Annotated in this window: 14 protein-coding genes; 5 read left to right on the forward strand and 9 right to left on the reverse strand. The window is 37.4% G+C overall.

The genetic code is table 11. The features are described from left to right. Positions 1-14 precede the first annotated feature (14 nt). The 4 genes from CEF19_RS07520 to CEF19_RS07535 all read right to left on the reverse strand — a co-directional run bounded on the left by CEF19_RS07520 (position 15) and on the right by CEF19_RS07535 (position 5,183). Positions 15-839, reverse strand: coding sequence for a carbohydrate ABC transporter permease (locus CEF19_RS07520; protein WP_100405526.1), 825 nt, complete (start codon positions 837-839; stop codon positions 15-17). Continuing rightward, positions 839-1,711, reverse strand: a complete 873-nt coding sequence (locus tag CEF19_RS07525) for a carbohydrate ABC transporter permease (protein WP_100405527.1) — start codon at positions 1,709-1,711, stop codon at positions 839-841. The genes CEF19_RS07520 and CEF19_RS07525 overlap by 1 nt, the downstream gene beginning before the upstream one ends. Before the next feature lie 71 nt (positions 1,712-1,782). Further along, positions 1,783-3,144, reverse strand: a complete 1,362-nt coding sequence (locus CEF19_RS07530) for an ABC transporter substrate-binding protein (RefSeq protein WP_100405528.1) — start codon at positions 3,142-3,144, stop codon at positions 1,783-1,785. 209 nt (positions 3,145-3,353) lie between these two features. Next, positions 3,354-5,183 (reverse strand): cache domain-containing sensor histidine kinase, encoded by a 1,830-nt coding sequence (locus CEF19_RS07535; protein ID WP_100405529.1) that lies wholly within the window; start codon positions 5,181-5,183, stop codon positions 3,354-3,356. A 180-nt stretch (positions 5,184-5,363) separates the two neighbouring features. On the opposite strand from CEF19_RS07535, the gene CEF19_RS07540 reads away from it, so the two are divergent. Next, the gene (locus CEF19_RS07540) at positions 5,364-6,251 is read left to right on the forward strand and encodes an AraC family transcriptional regulator (protein ID WP_100405530.1); all 888 of its coding nucleotides are present in this window, start codon (positions 5,364-5,366) and stop codon (positions 6,249-6,251) included. Between the two features lie 32 nt (positions 6,252-6,283). Here CEF19_RS07540 and CEF19_RS07545 read toward each other — a convergent pair whose 3' ends face one another. Beyond that, on the reverse strand, positions 6,284-6,631 hold the full coding sequence (locus CEF19_RS07545; protein ID WP_100405531.1) for a zinc ribbon domain-containing protein YjdM: 348 nt from the start codon (positions 6,629-6,631) through the stop codon (positions 6,284-6,286). Between the two features lie 198 nt (positions 6,632-6,829). Continuing rightward, positions 6,830-9,544, reverse strand: a complete 2,715-nt coding sequence (locus CEF19_RS07550) for a glycoside hydrolase family 78 protein (protein ID WP_100408242.1) — start codon at positions 9,542-9,544, stop codon at positions 6,830-6,832. 303 nt (positions 9,545-9,847) lie between these two features. Between CEF19_RS07550 and CEF19_RS07555 the strand changes: the two genes are divergently transcribed. Continuing rightward, complete coding sequence (locus CEF19_RS07555; RefSeq protein ID WP_100405532.1) at positions 9,848-10,543, forward strand: MgtC/SapB family protein; 696 nt, start codon at positions 9,848-9,850, stop codon at positions 10,541-10,543. 633 nt (positions 10,544-11,176) lie between these two features. On the opposite strand, the gene CEF19_RS07565 is transcribed toward CEF19_RS07555, so the two are convergent. After that, positions 11,177-11,932, reverse strand: coding sequence for a class I SAM-dependent methyltransferase (locus CEF19_RS07565; RefSeq protein ID WP_100405534.1), 756 nt, complete (start codon positions 11,930-11,932; stop codon positions 11,177-11,179). Between the two features lie 114 nt (positions 11,933-12,046). Between CEF19_RS07565 and CEF19_RS07570 the strand changes: the two genes are divergently transcribed. Beyond that, a complete protein-coding gene (locus tag CEF19_RS07570; protein ID WP_100405535.1) occupies positions 12,047-12,937 on the forward strand; it encodes a LysR family transcriptional regulator in 891 nt (296 codons plus the stop codon). 20 nt (positions 12,938-12,957) lie between these two features. On the opposite strand, the gene CEF19_RS07575 is transcribed toward CEF19_RS07570, so the two are convergent. Further along, a complete protein-coding gene (locus CEF19_RS07575; protein ID WP_198510256.1) occupies positions 12,958-13,449 on the reverse strand; it encodes a CBO0543 family protein in 492 nt (163 codons plus the stop codon). A 353-nt stretch (positions 13,450-13,802) separates the two neighbouring features. On the opposite strand from CEF19_RS07575, the gene CEF19_RS24210 reads away from it, so the two are divergent. Next, positions 13,803-14,027, forward strand: a complete 225-nt coding sequence (locus CEF19_RS24210) for a DUF3895 domain-containing protein (RefSeq protein WP_406565380.1) — start codon at positions 13,803-13,805, stop codon at positions 14,025-14,027. Between the two features lie 44 nt (positions 14,028-14,071). Here CEF19_RS24210 and CEF19_RS07580 read toward each other — a convergent pair whose 3' ends face one another. Then, positions 14,072-15,265 (reverse strand): chromate transporter, encoded by a 1,194-nt coding sequence (locus CEF19_RS07580; RefSeq protein WP_100405536.1) that lies wholly within the window; start codon positions 15,263-15,265, stop codon positions 14,072-14,074. 272 nt (positions 15,266-15,537) lie between these two features. Here CEF19_RS07580 and CEF19_RS07585 point away from each other — a divergent pair, with 272 nt between their 5' ends. After that, complete coding sequence (locus tag CEF19_RS07585) at positions 15,538-16,566, forward strand: potassium channel family protein (RefSeq protein ID WP_227521945.1); 1,029 nt, start codon at positions 15,538-15,540, stop codon at positions 16,564-16,566. Positions 16,567-16,745: the final 179 nt, after the last annotated feature.

Raw genomic sequence — 16,745 nt, forward strand, 5'->3', positions numbered from 1 at the left:
TAATCTCTCCTTTCTTAGCCTTTTACAGATCCCACTGTTAAACCACCAATAATATATTTCTGTAATAGAAAATAAGTGAGCAGTACAGGTGAAATAACTAACATCATAAACGCGAATACAACACCCCAATTTGTGCTATACTGCGTGATGAAATTAAAAATCATTAGCACAATGGTCCATTTACTAACATCGGTAACAAGATAAAATGGTCCTGTGAAATCATTCCAAACAAACAGCATGACGACAATCGTTACTGTGATAATAACGGGTGATACAAGCGGCATAATAATTCGGTAGAACAATTTCAGAAAACTGCACCCTTCTAGCAAAGCCGCTTCGTCTAGTTCTCTTGGAATATTCTTCATAAAGCCAACAAACAAGAACGTCCCGAATGGGAGCATAACCCCGGTATAATACATAATAATGCTAAAATAAGTCCCATTAATATTTAAATCATGCATTAATTTAATCGTTGGAACGATAGCAACTGGCATAATGAGACCTACGATAAAGAAGTAATAAATAAACTTCAGAAACTTATTATCTCTTCGTTGAATAAGAAAGGCCGCCATAGAGGCAAATAAATTAATGCAAAAGACAACACTTCCTGAGATAAAGAAACTATTCATAAATCCTCTTAAAATATTGGTTTGCTGAAAGACTTGTAAATAATTCGAAAAGACAAGTTCAGAAGGAAGCGCTAAATTAAACATGGCAGCTTCCCGAACCCCTTTAAAGGAATTAAGAAAAATGACGAGAAATGGAATAATGACGACTGCGGAGAGCGCAATACAGACAATCATTAATAAGATGGGGATGAGTTTACTTTTCTTTCTCATTACATTTCCACCTCTCTTTTTCTAAGAAAATGCAGCACTGGTATCCCAATACCAGTAATCAAAACGAATAAAACGAGATTAACAGCCGTTGAATAGCCGAGCTCACCTGAACTAAACATCCTCATAATATACGTATTGAAGACCTCCGTTCGATACCCTGGCCCACCTTCCGTTAGCACAATCACAATCTCAAATACTTTCATTGAAGAAATCAAGGATAATAAAATATTGATTGTAAAAGAAGGAGCCAACAGAGGAAAGATAATATTTTTGAAACGCTCCCAGTAGTTCGCACCATCAATATTCGCTGACTCTAAAAGGTCCTTTGGAATAAACTGCAGGCCAGCCAGATAGATAATCATGGCAAACCCGGTTACCCGCCAAACATCTGTAGCAATGATTGAAAATAGAGCAATGTTCGGATTGTTTAGCCAGTCCATTGCAAAAGATCCTAATCCGACCGCTCGTAATATTTCATTTATCATTCCATTGTCTGGGTGATAAAGTGCTGAAAATATATGACCAATGATAATCGGAGCTATAACATATGGCATAAAAAATATCGTTCGAAGTAAATTCCTAGCATAAAGGGCCTCATTTAACATTAAGGCAAGAATTAATCCAAATACATTTTGTAAAATCGTAACAGCTACGGCAAAAATAATCGTATTCTTGAACGCCGTAATCACACGTTTATCTTCAAGCATTTGTTTGTAATTTTCCAAACCGGTAAAGCGAATATCATGAGCATAAATATTCCAGTCGGTAAAGCTGTAATAAAACCCTGTTAACGTCGGAAAAATCGAAAATATAAGAAAGACGATTAATGCAGGCGCTAAAAAATAATATGGATATTTACTTGTTATATGCATCCTGTCAACCCACCTTAGATGACCTTTTATGGTAGAGAGGGGAAGAACCCCCTCTCTATTAAAGCGCTTACTTATTCAAATCCAGGTAATCGTTTGTTTCGACCATCGCGACGATAGTTCTCGTCTAATTCATTAAGGGCTGCATCAACATCTTCTTCGATAAACATTGTTTGAAGGCTCTTTGCAAAGTCAACAAATGTAGGTGTTAACCGGTTTTGGATATTAATCATTGACTGCCCTGCATCGATAAACTCAACAACGTCTTCTTGAGCTGGATACAATTTGCTTTCGACTCCCTTGTAAATAGGAATGCCTGGTTGTTCACTGTACCAATATTCAACCATTTCTTGAGACGTCATAAATTCAACAAGCTCAACCGCTACATCGACATGGTCTCCTTGACTCGAAATCATTAATTGGTCAGGCTGGGTAATCATTGCTACACCACGATCCGTTTCTGAAGGAAATGGCATGTAACCAAGGTTATCAACAACAAACTCTTCTCCAAACTTTTCGACCATTAACGGGATAATATTTGCGATTTGAAAAATCATGGCTACATTTCCTTGCCCGAACTGCTCTTGTTGGTCATCATATGTTCCGGCCAAAATATTCTCTTGATATAACCCACGTTCCTTAATATCTAATTGTTTTTCTAGTAAGCCTTTTAGTTCAGGAATCTCAGCTAATTTCAATTCGTTGCTATCTAACTTTAGTACGCCTTCTTCCCCAATTGCTGGGTCAACATATGTCGTCCATCCACTTAAGTGAAAAATCTGCGCAGGCCAACCATCACTAACAGCCTCATAAAAAGGTGTATACCCTGCAGCTTTGATTTTCTCTGCAGTGTCGATAAGTTCTTGGTAATTTTGTGGAAGGTCTACCCCGACCTCAGCAAATATTTGCTTATTATAGTAAATCCCCATTGCCCCTGTGGTTCCCCACGGAATCCCGTAGATTTTATTATCTTGAGTTGTTTGGTATTCAACAGCAGCCTCATTTATATGCTCTAGAATAGCCGTTTCATTTGAAAAGTCATAAAGCTCTTCCTCTGCTCTAAACTTTATATTCTGTTTTGTACCGGGCTGCATTAAGAAGATATCAGGATAATCACCTGTCCCAAACCGTGTCTTTAACATATTGTCATAATCTGCTCCACCAGGTAGTGGCTGGATTTCGACTTTATGTCCTGTTTCTTCATTAAACTTTTCAAAGATTTGTTGATACGGTGTCAAATCTGCCGTATTTGCAATCGTAAAACTTAGTGTAACCGGGTCGCTCTTAGCCGGTTCCTCGTTTACTGCAGGTGTTTCCTCTTCATTTTCTGTAGGAGTTTGTGATCCCCCTGTATCCTTACCACCACAAGCTGATATAATGATTAAGCATGAAATAATAAAGGCAAACAAAATCGTCGTTCGTAATGACTTCATCATGATTCCTCCAATCAATTTTGGTTTAGAATGAATGCGTTTTCATTTTTGAAACTAATAAAAGAACTAGACCCAGAGACTTTGCAACAACGGACAGCTTTTTCACTTCCTTCCTATCACCCACCATCCATTTGAATAGTGGGTTAACTATACTTTGATTATAGATTTTCTGACAGAAATAAAAATAAAATATTCTGACTTCTTTTTGTTCACTATTTCGACTTTTGCCTTTTGGGGAATTTCATTTGGATGTGAGTTCCTTTACCCAGTTGACTTTGAATATCCATATCAAAATCCATTCCATATTGAATCAAGTACCGACTGTACACATTGCTCAACCCAATACCTAATACTTTGTGGTTCTTTACATCAAGCTTATTTCTAATTTCCACCAACTCTTTCTTCATCTGCTTTAGCTTTTCTTCCTCGATTCCAAGTCCATCATCGATAATATCAAAGTAAATAAAGTGTGAATCTCCATATGTTTTTAAGGTTAACTCTCCTTTTCCTTTTTTCCTTTCTAGACCATGATGCATTGAGTTTTCAATTAACGGCTGTAGCGTCATTTTAAGCATGTCTTCTTTTAGGACATCTTCATCTATCTCCACATCAACAGCAATTTTATGTTGAAAACGTATTTTCTGGATCGTTAAATAATCTTTTACATGCCGAATCTCCTCTTCAATTTTCACATAATCGGCATTGTGCTTTGTGCTATAACGAAGCATATCTGCTAAGGACTGCGTCATTAATGAAATGTCCTCTACCTTATAATAATCTGACATCGCTCGAATGCTATCGAGCGTATTATAAAGAAAATGTGGATTAATTTGCGAATAGAGCATCGCTAATTCAGATTCCCTAAGCTTAATTTCGTAAATATATTTCGCTTTGAGTAGACTTTCAATTTCTACGACCATTTGATTCACGTTTTCAGTAATATACTTGATTTCATTAGGGTTTGTTTCTGGTCGTTCGTGAAGATAGTTTTGTTTTGTGCGATTTAAGGATCGATACAAATTAATGATAGGAGCCGTTATACTTTTCGAGAAAAACAACGAAATAATAGCCGTAACAAAAAAGGCAATAAGCGCCAATATAATGGTTGTGTTTCTAATATTCGAAGATGCCTCAACTAAATCCCCTTTTGGGGTAATGAGCAACATTTTCCAGTTTGGTTCCTCCAATTTGCTATATGTAATAAGAGAAGTGCCTTCCTCATTTTTAAACCAGAACATTCCTTTTAGCCCATTCACATAGGACATCAATTCCGTATGGTAAAGGTCGCCAACCTCTAAGTTTTCCATTGTTGAGAATACAATTTGATTTTGCTCGTCGACAATTAACAGTTCACTATTCTCAGAGATATTAGCATCCTTACTAATGTTCTCAATATTGTCAAAGGAGTACTCATATCGTACAATACTAAATATATTTTGGTGATCTGGATAATCTCTTACCATAATGGACGCAGAATATAAATTACGCTCATTATTCCGAAATTGATCCTGATAGGGCCCACTAAAGTACACATTCCCATTCTTTTCTATTGTCTTTTTCACCCATTCCGAAGTTGAATACGAGCGCTCTAACCCGTTTTTATCGATCCCTGGTGTCGTATACAGCAATTCACCCGTATGATAGAAAATGTGAAACCCTACATAGTCGTCCTGTGGAGAGATAAATAAACTTTTCAAGAAATAATCAGATAAATTTTGTTTAAATAAAAACTGTTCAGAGGTCGTCATCAAGTCATATTGATTAATGCCACTTACAAAATCAGTTCGGTAATATGGGGAAACGAGAAGATTGCGAATTTGGGAGAATTTAGAATCAAGATTTTTTTGAATTTGAGTTACAATCAACATATTTGCTTGCTCTATTTTCGAATTAATAGAAAGTTGAGAGTAATATGCTGAAGAAAACCCAATAATTGTAACCGTTATCACAATTAAGAAAAAGTACGTAAGAAAGAGCTTTGTTCTAATTCTAGATAGTTGAGTGAGCATCCATTGAGCAAATGTGTAAATTGTTTTTATCATATAAGCACCTTACCCTTAATCTATTCTTTCGTTGAGTTAAAGAGTCGTTATGAACGAGATTCTTTGACAATCTAGCACTCAAGTATTCGTATGTTAGAATTGGAATATCAGTCTTTTTGTTTCATAACGACATAAATGAGTCCAAACCGATAAGGTATTTCAAGAAAAGGAGCATTTCCAATGGAGAGGTCTAAACATCAATTAACTGGTCGCACTTATTTCTCAGATAAAATCCCTCTACATGTTAACAGATACCATGAAGACTTTATAAGCACGCATCACTCTCATGATTTTATAGAAATTACTATTATTGAAGAGGGTAAAGGTTTTCATCATATTAATGGTGAAGTGATCCCCGTTAATAAAGGTGAATTATTTATTATTCCAATTGGGGCCAACCATGTCTTTCGACCAAACTCTGCTAATTCAAAGAATAAACTAACGGTTTATAATGTCCTTTTCTCCCCTTCCCTCCTACAAGGTCTCATCAATGAAACAAATCACCAGCAGGAATATGCATTATCAGAATGGTGCGCTCTCTTGCAGCAAGGTTTGATGAATAACTATATTCATTTAAGGGATAAACAAGATAGCTGCCTACGATTAATTCGGTCGATTTACCTTGAATATCAATATAAACACGTTGGTTATTCTATTGTTTTGGAATCAAAAGTGATAGAGCTTATGATTCTATTGTTCCGATTAAAAAACCGAACTCTTGAAAAAGAGACATCGTCTGCTTCAATGGTTTTTGATGAAATGATATCTTATATCGATAACCATTTTAATGAGCCTCTAACCCTAACAGAAATGGCAACGAATATGCTGGTGAGTCCACGTCATTTCTCTAGGCTCTTTAAAAAACATACAAGTCAAACATTTACAGAATACCTCCAAAACAAACGGATGGAAGAAAGCGGACGGTTACTCAGAACGACTGATCATTCTGTAAGAGAAATCAGCGAAAGAGTTGGCTACAAAGATGATGATTATTTCAGGGAGCTTTTCACAAAGAAGTTTGGCTTATCTCCACAAAAATACCGAAAAGCACGTTCAAGAGATCATTGAAATATGTACGTTTTTCACCTATTTCAATGTTCTTACTGAGCAGCCTTTTTTACAAACTGTGATTTTAATTGCATCTCTCCAAAACCATCAATTTTGCAATCAATATCGTGCTCACCATCAACCAAACGAATATTCTTTACTTTTGTCCCTATTTTTACAACCGAGGAACTTCCCTTTACCTTAAGGTCTTTCATTACCGTGACAGAATCACCGTCATTTAAGACATTTCCATTTGCATCCTTGATAATCTTTTTATTTTCATTATTTTCAGTTTCCGATTCTAACATCCACTCATGACTGCATTCTGGACAAACTAACAGACTTCCATCCTCATATGTATATTCCGAGTTACATATAGGACAATTCGGTAAATCAACCATTACTCATTTCCTCCATCCATTTTTCCTGTTACATTCGTATTAAAGTTCTCTTCATTATACCAGAGCGGATTTTATGTATAAAGGTAGTCATAGTTATCCAATGAATTTCAAAAGAACGAAAACAACCTTACTCCGATGAATTTCGAAATAAGGTTGCTTACAGAATTATCTTTACGTGCAAGCTAGTGTTGTTTGCCTTTAAACTGAGATCGTTTCCATTACCGACTCAAAATCATAATCACCAGATCCGACTTCATACACAGTGGTGCCTTCTTCCGTTCCGATAACCAGCACATCAGAACCCAGCTGAGTAGTCAACTTGCCAGGGATATGAACAGTTGCTGTTGTATTCACGGGAATACGTACTTTACATGTAAAACGTCCATTTTCAAGCGTCCACTCTGATCTAATTTGTCCATGAACCGATTCAAAATGGCCTTTAGCAAAGGTCAATCCTCCTCCTGGTCTTGGATGAATGGTAATTTGTTTAAAGCCAGCTCCCTCTGGTTTCACATCAATTCCGGCCACATAACGATACATCCACTCCCCTACAGACCCTAAGGAATAATGATTAAACGAATTCATCTGTGCACTTTGGAATCCTTTATGAGCAGTCCACCCATCCCAACGCTCCCAAATCGTTGTAGCTCCGTGCTTTACTGAATATAACCATGAAGGAAAGGTATCCTTTTTCAAAAGACTGTATGCCACATCTAAATAGCCATTATCGGTAAGAACCGGTAGCAGATAGCCTACTCCTAAAAAGCCTGTTGAGAGATGTCCATTTCGTCTCTTAATATTGTTAACCAAGTGCTGACTTGCCTTTTTCTTTTTCTCGCCTGTTAATAGATTCATATTTAAGGCCAGCACATATCCCGTCTGTGTCTCACCTTTAACTTTTCCATCCTCTGTCACAAACGTTTCATTAAAAGCTTTCTTTATTTTCTCAAACAATGTTTTGTACTTATGTTCCTCTTCTGTTTTTCCAAGCGCTGCTGCGACCTTTGCCATAATTTCAACACTGTAGGCGAAGTAGGCCGTTGCTAAAACATCCTTTGGTGTTTCTTCATCAATAGCTAACCAATCTCCGTATACGGTATCATCTGGACGAATATAATTCGTACTATGTTCGACCAGATAGTCAATCCAGCGCGACATTGGCTTGTAATGCGTTTCTAAAATGTGCCTATCACCGTACACTAAATACACCGTCCAAGGCACGACGACCCCTGCGTCACCCCACCCTGCATTCGCATCAGTTAACCAATTTTCAATAGGATGGATAACATCTGTTAAAATCGTTGTTTTCTCATTATATTTTTTCCTTTTTAAATTAATCCAGCCAGCGTCAGGAACAATATCTGTAAACGCACCACTCGGAAGCTGAGCATCAACTAAGTCTTCTGTAAACTTCCGAAAAAAGTTGGCCACATCCATATTGTAGCTAGCTGTACGAATAAATATTTGTGCATCACCCGTCCAACCTAAACGTTCATCTCTTTGTGGGCAATCCGTTGGAATACTTAAGAAATTACCTCTTTGTCCCCATGTAATATTTTGATATAATTTATTCACCATCTCATCCGATGTTTCAAACATTCCTGTAACCGGTGTATCGGAATGGACGACTCTTCCTTCAATATCAACCGAAGTCAATGGTTCACCTTCACAAATCACTTCAACAAACCGGAATCCATGAAATGTAAAATGTGGTTCGAAAACCTCGACTCCGTTTCCCTTTAAAATATAAATACCTTCTGGCCTTGCTTTGCGAAGATTTTCTGTATAAAGACTTCCATCTTCTTGAAGCATTTCAGCATATCTCACCGTGACTTTCGTTCCTTCTCTGCCGCTTACCTTCAGCTTGGCCCACCCAATCATGTTCTGTCCTAAATCGAAAATCGTTGTCCCACTCGGTGAGGTAGAGACTGAAACCGGTGTTAAATTCTCTGTAATTCTAACCGGAGGATCAATTTGAGAAACAAGCTCCCCTTCATAATCGTCCTTAACGAGTGGAGCCTCCCAACTGGAATCATCATACTTGGCAGAGTTCCAACCAGACAATTCTAATCGCGCGTCATAATACTCACCTTTGATAATGTCAGAATATAGAATAGGACCCGTAGTGACCCTCCAGGATTCATCAGTTACAATCCTTTCTACAGTTCCATCTTTATACGTAATATTTAGTTGCATCTGAAAAAACGGCTGTTCTCCATAAACATTTTTCCCGAGCATCCCAACATACCCTGCATACCAGCCTGTTCCGAGGAGAGCACCAACCGCATTCTCCCCTGCTTGCAGAAGTTCTGTTACATCGTACATTTGATATTGTAGTCTTAGATTATAGTCCGTAAAACCCGGCGCAAAATAAGCATCTTCTACTCTCTTTTCATTAATATGAAACTCATAGACACCTAGTGCCGTCACATGAGCGGTAGCAGATTCAACCATTTTGTTTGTCGAAAATGTTTTTCGTAGAAACAAGCTTGGTTCTAAATCTTTATCCATCCACTTTTCTGAATCCCTTGTTTTCTCCTCGGCTCCAATCCATTTCCCTTCCCATTCCGATTGACTTAATAGCCCCATCGTCCAAAATGCAGGTTCGCTCCACGGAGAGGATTGGTGATTTTTATCCCACACCTTCACTTTCCAATAATACTTAGCTCCTGACTGTAGCTTCTTCCCTTGATAAGAAATTTGCACAGATTGACTCGACTCTTCTTTTCCGCTATCCCACATATCAGCGTTGTCACGTATTAATTCTTCATAGCTTGTTGCTACCATAATTTGATACGCAGTTTGTATTTGTGCGCGTTCTGATGAGGTTAAAACCCAACTAAAATGTGGTTGCATAGAGTCTATTCCTAATGGATTTTTGAAAGTGTTTGTTTTCAGACCAGTACTATACATACTCAATTTAAACCCTCCTAATCGTCTTTGTGATTGCGCTTTCAAATTTATTTCTTGCTTGAATTATAGTGTCTTTTTTTCTCAATTACCCCTGCTTATATGGACATATTTACAGGGTGATGCAGCCATATTTTCTTAATAGCCTCATAACGTGCTACCCTTCTCAGACTTAAGAAGTTTAAATTCCTTTTTATGTGGAATTATTTATAGAAGGTGAACTATTTTAGTCGAAGCTTCTTCCTTATAAAACCACTTATCTAATCTATAAATAAAAAATTCATCGCTAGAATAGGAGAAACGAAAATGGACATGACTACAGATGCACTTACATCGATATCACGGCTTTTATTAATTATTGTTCTTAGCAGCATCGTTGGATTTGAAAGAGAAATAAAAAATCATCCAGCAGGACTACGAACTCATATCCTTGTTGGACTAGGCGCTTGTTTACTTATGCTATTATCTCTCTATGGGTTTTCAAACTTTATCGCAACTCATAAAGATGTCACAAATATTGATCCTGCCAGACTCCCTTCCTACGTTATAGCGGGAATTGGCTTTCTTGGTGCTGGGACAATTATTGTTAGAGGGGACGTGAACGTAAAAGGCTTGACGACCGCAGCTTCAATTTGGGTTGTCGCTGGTATCGGCTTGGTCGTTGGAGCGGGCATGTACCTTGAAGCAATTGTTACGACGTTTCTAGTCCTCATTGTTTTATTTGTATTTAATAAAGTAGAGGATACATTTTTAAATAAAAACCAGAAAATCTTACTATTAACCATAACTACAGATGCCTCAATTTCCTTTGCAAACGTTTTTTCTCAAATAGAGGAGGGAGGAGTTCAAATTATTAAATCAACGACAGAAAGTCAATCTAATCACTGTTCAAAATACACATTCTTAATAAAGGGCTCCTCTCTACGCTGTCAAGCGAAGACAATAGAAACACTCCAACAACTTGAAGCTGTTGTTAAAGTCTCCATCGAAAAAAATGAATAATCAAAGTCAGTTCCAAGTTGAAAGGCTCTTCTTTTAATTAAGAAGAGCCTTTTTGAGAAATCTTGTTGCTAAAGGTAGTTTGAATTTCACCATAAAAAAGATAAGTGTAAAAAAGGAAATTATCCAAGTAAGACCTGGTTTTTTTATATAGAGATAACTTAGTCCATACATGGCTACGTAAATCATCCCTGACCAGAATGTGCTCCACCCATATTTAAAAAAAATCATCTTATTTTTTAACACAACTTGTTCAACAATACAAGAAGCCAATGTCCATTTTACGACATGAAGAATTTGTTTACCTATTGTAGTGGGAAATTTCGATAAACATGCAAGAACGAGTAAAGGGGTGACAAAGAAGACGTGTAACCTTCTCAAAACCTCCTGATTCATACCTTTAGCGTTAAAATCCCAGAGAAGACGTTTTTTAAATAGAAAATAATATAAAGAATTAACAAAACTGACGTAAACTAGGCTTTTCCAGTACTTAGGAATATCCTTCCACGTTCTCCTATAAACATTTAGGAGAACAACGAATAGTATTAAAGTAAGTTGTTTTTTCCTCATATTTGTTACCCCTTTAATTGATAATAATAATATCATCCCCTCCCATTTGTTTGGTATGTACTATTCTTATTTTTTCGCCATGACACGAATTCTTTTATAGTCAGCGATCCAATTTCCATCTTGATATAAAACGTTCCTTAAATTACTTTCTACTTTTTTAATGATTTCCTTTTTTTCAGAATCTTTAACGCTGCCAAACATCTCAGCTCCGAACATCTCTATCCACTTGCTTAATCCGTCCTCACCAGCTAATTGTGTAGGTCGGTCAAAGTGGTGCGCAAATGTCACGCTAAAGCCAACTTCCTCCATTAAAGACGTATATTGACCAATGCTTGGAAAATACCATGGAAATTGTTCCTTCTTATAATTCAGTCCAAACAAATTACATTGTTTGATAACCTCATCGGTTATGATTTTCACATTCCCTTTGCCACCGAATTCTGCAACAAATCTTCCTCCTTGTTTTAAACTGTTATAGACACATTGCAAGACAGGCTTCGGTTGTTTCATCCAATGAAGAGCTGCATTAGAGAATACCGCATCAAATTCCTGATGATAAGTTAATTCAGCCGCATCCTTCGCCGTAAATTTATTATTCGGGTATTTACTCTTTGCTTGATTAACCATATTTATAGATTTATCAATACCTTCAACATTTACTCCCTGTTCTGATAATTGACTTACTAAATCTCCTGTGCCACAGCCAAGGTCTAGAATAAACTCCCCTCTCTGCGGTGCCAATAAGTCAATGACCTCTTCTCCAAGCTTAGAAACAAATGAGTGACTTCCATCATACAATTTCGCATTCCATTGATCCTTCATCTTAACCTCTCCTTTTCTTTAAGTTAACTAAAGTATAGACGTTAAGGTATATAATGGATATTAACCAATTAAAAGAAGATTAATAACCATTTGTTATTAGAAGGGAGCGTATCTATGGAAATTAGCTGGATTAGAACGTTTATCATTGCAGCTCAGAACGAAAATTTCCGAAAAACCTCGGAGGCACTCTTTTTAACACAGCCTGCGATAACGAAGCATATACGACGTCTCGAGGAAAGACTTAACACCGTGTTATTTGAAAGAGTTGGCAAATCAGTGAGCTTAACCCCAGCTGGTGCTAAGTTTCTTCCTTATGCGAAAGAAATGCTTGAGAAATATGACCAAGGAATCGATAACTTTGAAGCATGGAAACAGGGCTATAACAAGAAATTAATTATCGCAGCTGCCCCACAAATCGCCTCATCCATTCTCCCTTCATTACTACGGAGATTTATAGATGAACACCCAGACATCGAAGTGATTATCAGCGTGCTAAAATCGTATGAAATTGGTGAGGGCATTAGTTTAGGAAGGGCAGATATTGGGCTCACAAAGCTTCAGCCCCTTCAAACGAATATAACTAGCGAGGTTGTTCATGAAGAACGTGTTCTATTCGTTGGACCCCATTTAGAAGAAGAAACTCTCGGTGAAGAAGCTACCTTAGAAAAATATCGGCTAATTACTCATAATCATCCAGACTATTGGGAACTTCTTTTACATGAAGTGAGAAGACATTATCCCTCCACTCGAACAATGGCTGTTGATCAGGTAGAAATAACAAAACGTTTTATTGAGGCCGGGCTTGGTGTATCTTATTTGCCCTTAACGATGGTTGAAGGTGAAATCAGAACGGATAAGTTAGTTGAAATTCAGCCAGAGAAAATCAACGTCCCCTCAGCGAAAACGTATGTTGTAACAAAAGTGAAAACACAGGAAGTTATTATATTTACTTCCTTTTTAAAAGAAGCTATTCAAAAAAATTTTCATGTTCAAATAAACATATAAAGATGATCCCAAAAGGCTATTTAACCTTTTGGGGCGATTTTTTCTTTAAAAAACCAAAAATAGTATAATCTCGAAAGAAAAAAAGTTAAATTGACTGTGGCAAACGTGGCGGACCAATTCCACTTTTTATAATCGACAAGGTTCGTATTTCGTTCAAACAGGACTTCTATTCCAGTAAGGAAGGAACTATAAAGTAAATGATAGAGAACTTTTAAATACGATTTGGCTTGTTCCGGATAATACACATTGAAAAACACACAAATACTTGGGAAGACAAAATATTCGAAAGTGAAACTGCTCGAGTTGACACTTTTAAATAATCTAACCGGGTACTCAAGAAGTTTGAAATTTACAACTATTAATCCAAACAACCATGTAAGGAGTTGTTTGAAATGAAAGGCAACACTGGCTTCCCTTAATTTATCGCGTGGGATAAATAGAAGTAAACAAATGAGAGTTAGTATCCAAACAGTAAATAAGAGTAAGTAATCTTTAGTGTCGGTTTTTTTCATATAAACTCCTTTTAAAGAAATTTATTTAACCATATATTCTGTAGATTACCACCTCAACTGCACAATATTCATCCTTGCAGTAATTTAAATCCATATCTCCTTTAAAACTTTAATTACAACTATACCAACCGCTCTCATGAGTAAATGGCGCACCAACTTAGCTTAAACACCATTGCACTATGTGCTAAAATGATAGAACAGCATGCAATTAAAAGGAGTGGTCTACTATCGAACAACTTAGCCTGTTTTCCGAGGATACACCAACCGAAAAAGAACAACCGAAACAAAGGGAAGCAAATCATCTCCACCCCCACCATGATCAAGTAATTCACCATATTTCAGAAGGATTATCTATCCGTAAAATATGCGAGCTTCTAATTGAAAAAAAAGAAATACCAAATGAACGTTATGCACAAGGAACACCTAAAATATATCCTCAACTGATGCAATATCTTCGTTCTAACAAAGATATTGTAGAATTGGTAGAAGTTGATGTAGGGAATGGGACCTTCGTTAAGATAGACACTATCGAGGTACCAAGCTCGATTAAAGACGCCCGGTTTAAAGTGTTAGGATAAGAGACTACGGAAAAGGTGAAAACCGACCTTTTCCGTGGTCTCTTTTAGATTAAGGACAATAAAAATCCGCCTAGTGCTCCTGTTACAACAATCATCCAAGGGGGTAACTTCCAAAACACTAACATGCTGAATAGGATCGCTGCTAACGCAAAATCAAGCGCAGATAAGATTGAACTAGTCCAGATTGGATGATAAAGTGCGGCAATTAAAATCCCCACAACAGCCGCATTCACACCCATTAATGCCCCCTTGATTTTCGGGTTGCGACGTAATGAATTCCAAAATGGCAACGTCCCTAAAATTAGAAGAAAGGCCGGCAAGAAAATCGCAACTGTTGCTAGCAAGCCACCTTTCCAGCCGTTAATCACAGCACCAATATAAGCGGCAAACGTAAATAATGGACCTGGCACTGCTTGAGCTGCGCCGTACCCTGCAAGAAATTCTTCCTCGCTCAGCCAGCCCGTCGGAACAAATTCCCTCTCAAGCAAAGGTAACACAACATGCCCCCCACCAAATACAAGGGAGCCAGACCGATAAAAGCTGTCAAACATCGCAATCCAACTTAGATTCGTTGCTTCTCGCAAAATTGGCAGCGCAATTAGCAAGCCGAAAAATAGAATGATAGAAATAATAGCAAAACGATGGGAAATCGGAAATTGGATTTCTTCTGATGGTTTCTCGATTGTATGAGTCTGATAAAGAAGAAACCCGACAAAGCCGGCGAGTAAAATCACGCTCACCTGGGTAAAAGCAGTTTGCCATACCAAAGTAATCACGACAGCGAATAAGGCAATCGTTTTCCTTTTCACATCTGGTGTTAAATTTTTGGCCATCCCTAAAATGGCATGGGCCACAACCACAACAGCAACAATTTTCAAGCCATGGATCCAGCCCGCATCTGTAAAACCGAAGCTATTTAGCAATAAAGCAAAAATAATCAGTGCAATAATTGACGGCAGGGTAAAGCCAAGAAATGAGACAACTCCCCCAAAAACACCAGCGCGCATCACACCAATACCAATACCAACCTGACTACTAGCCGGTCCAGGTAAAAACTGACATAATGCAACCAAATCAGCATAACTCTTTTCGTCCATCCATTGTCTACGTCGAACATACTCTTCATGAAAATACCCTAAATGAGCAATAGGTCCCCCAAATGAAGTAAATCCTAGCCTTGTGGAAACAATGAATATTTCCAGTAATGATAAAAGGATATTCCCTTTTTTATCTGTCATCTTTTCACCTTCTTCTTTTAATCTTTCATTCTATAAAAAGCTCCTATACTGTATATTCTCCAGGTTTAGGCTCATTTTTTAAAATTGATAATGTTACCGTATCAAATTGTTTCCCCTCATGCAATTACTCTTATTAGAATTAACAATAAATTTATAAAAGGGGGTAACATTCAGTCCGTTTGACTCATGACAGTAAAATCCTCATAAATGAAACATATTTTTTCCTAGTACCTATTCGGCTTTTAGGATAATCTGATTGTAGGAGATTTAGATTGGAGGACAGATCATTGCACTTTTTTATAAGGCTTGGACTAAATTTAATAAAGATGGGAAATTTGACCTTACTTTTTACTACCGTTATTTTTGTGTTCCTTTGTACATTTTTTGCTTATTTACTAGAACCCGATAACTTTGGAAATCTGCTTAATTCTTTCTATTTTGTGATGACAACCTTTGCCACGGTTGGTTATGGCGATTACTCCCCCGTCACTGTAGCCGGAAAGCTATTCACTGTATTCATGTATTTGATTGGGATTGGCTTGTTGGGCGTGGTGATCGGGAAAATTATTGATGCATTCACGATTTTCAGAAGAAAAAAGGAGGAAGGAAAATTGGACTATACAAAGGAAAATCACATCATCATTATCGGATGGGGAAAGAAAACAGAAATTGCGGTAAAGGAAATTTTGAACTCAAATTCATCTGTGGACATCGTCATCATCGACACATTAGCGAAGTCCCCACTTGACGTCACACTTGACCGCATTCACTATATACAAGGCGATTCTACTGAGGAAGAAACCTTCGAGAAAGCGAATATTTCGAAAGCAAAATCCGTGATAATTTTCTCAGATGACACGATCCAAGACCAATCTCTACGTGATTCAAAGACATTAACCGTTGCTATTATCGCAGAACGGTTAGCACCAAACGTCCATACAACCGTCGAAATCCTCATTGAAAAACATATCTCGAATTTTTCCCACGTGAAAGTGGATGAATTTATTTTGTCACAGGAAACGATTTCGAGACTCGCAGTCCGGGCTGCGATGTATAAAGGGGTCAGTAAATTATACAACCAATTAATTAGTAGGCAAGATGGCGAAGACTTGTACAAGATCTCTAAAAAGGAACAATGGGTGACCTATGAAGATGCATTTAAGGACTTATTAGCGCAAGGAGCCACCTTAATTGCTGACGGCGAACAATTAGACATTAACCGGCGTTTAAATGAGAAGATCTCAGAAGACGCCGAGCTTTATGTAATTTGTAATAAAGAAACATACCAACTAATCGATTAAAATGCGACACATGAAAAATTTAGCCGTTCGGATTCCGCTGTTTTAACCCCAAAAGATAAACCCAAAGACTCCAGTAACAACCGAGTCTTTGGGTTTTTTTTTGAAAAGTCCTTTCATTTTAAAGGTATAGATTCGGCTATCTGTCGGAAACTAAAAAGATGAAATTATTAAAAATAATA

It is taken from the genome of Bacillus solitudinis, assembly GCF_002797395.1.
Taxonomy (GTDB): domain Bacteria; phylum Bacillota; class Bacilli; order Bacillales; family Bacillaceae_D; genus Halalkalibacter_A; species Halalkalibacter_A solitudinis.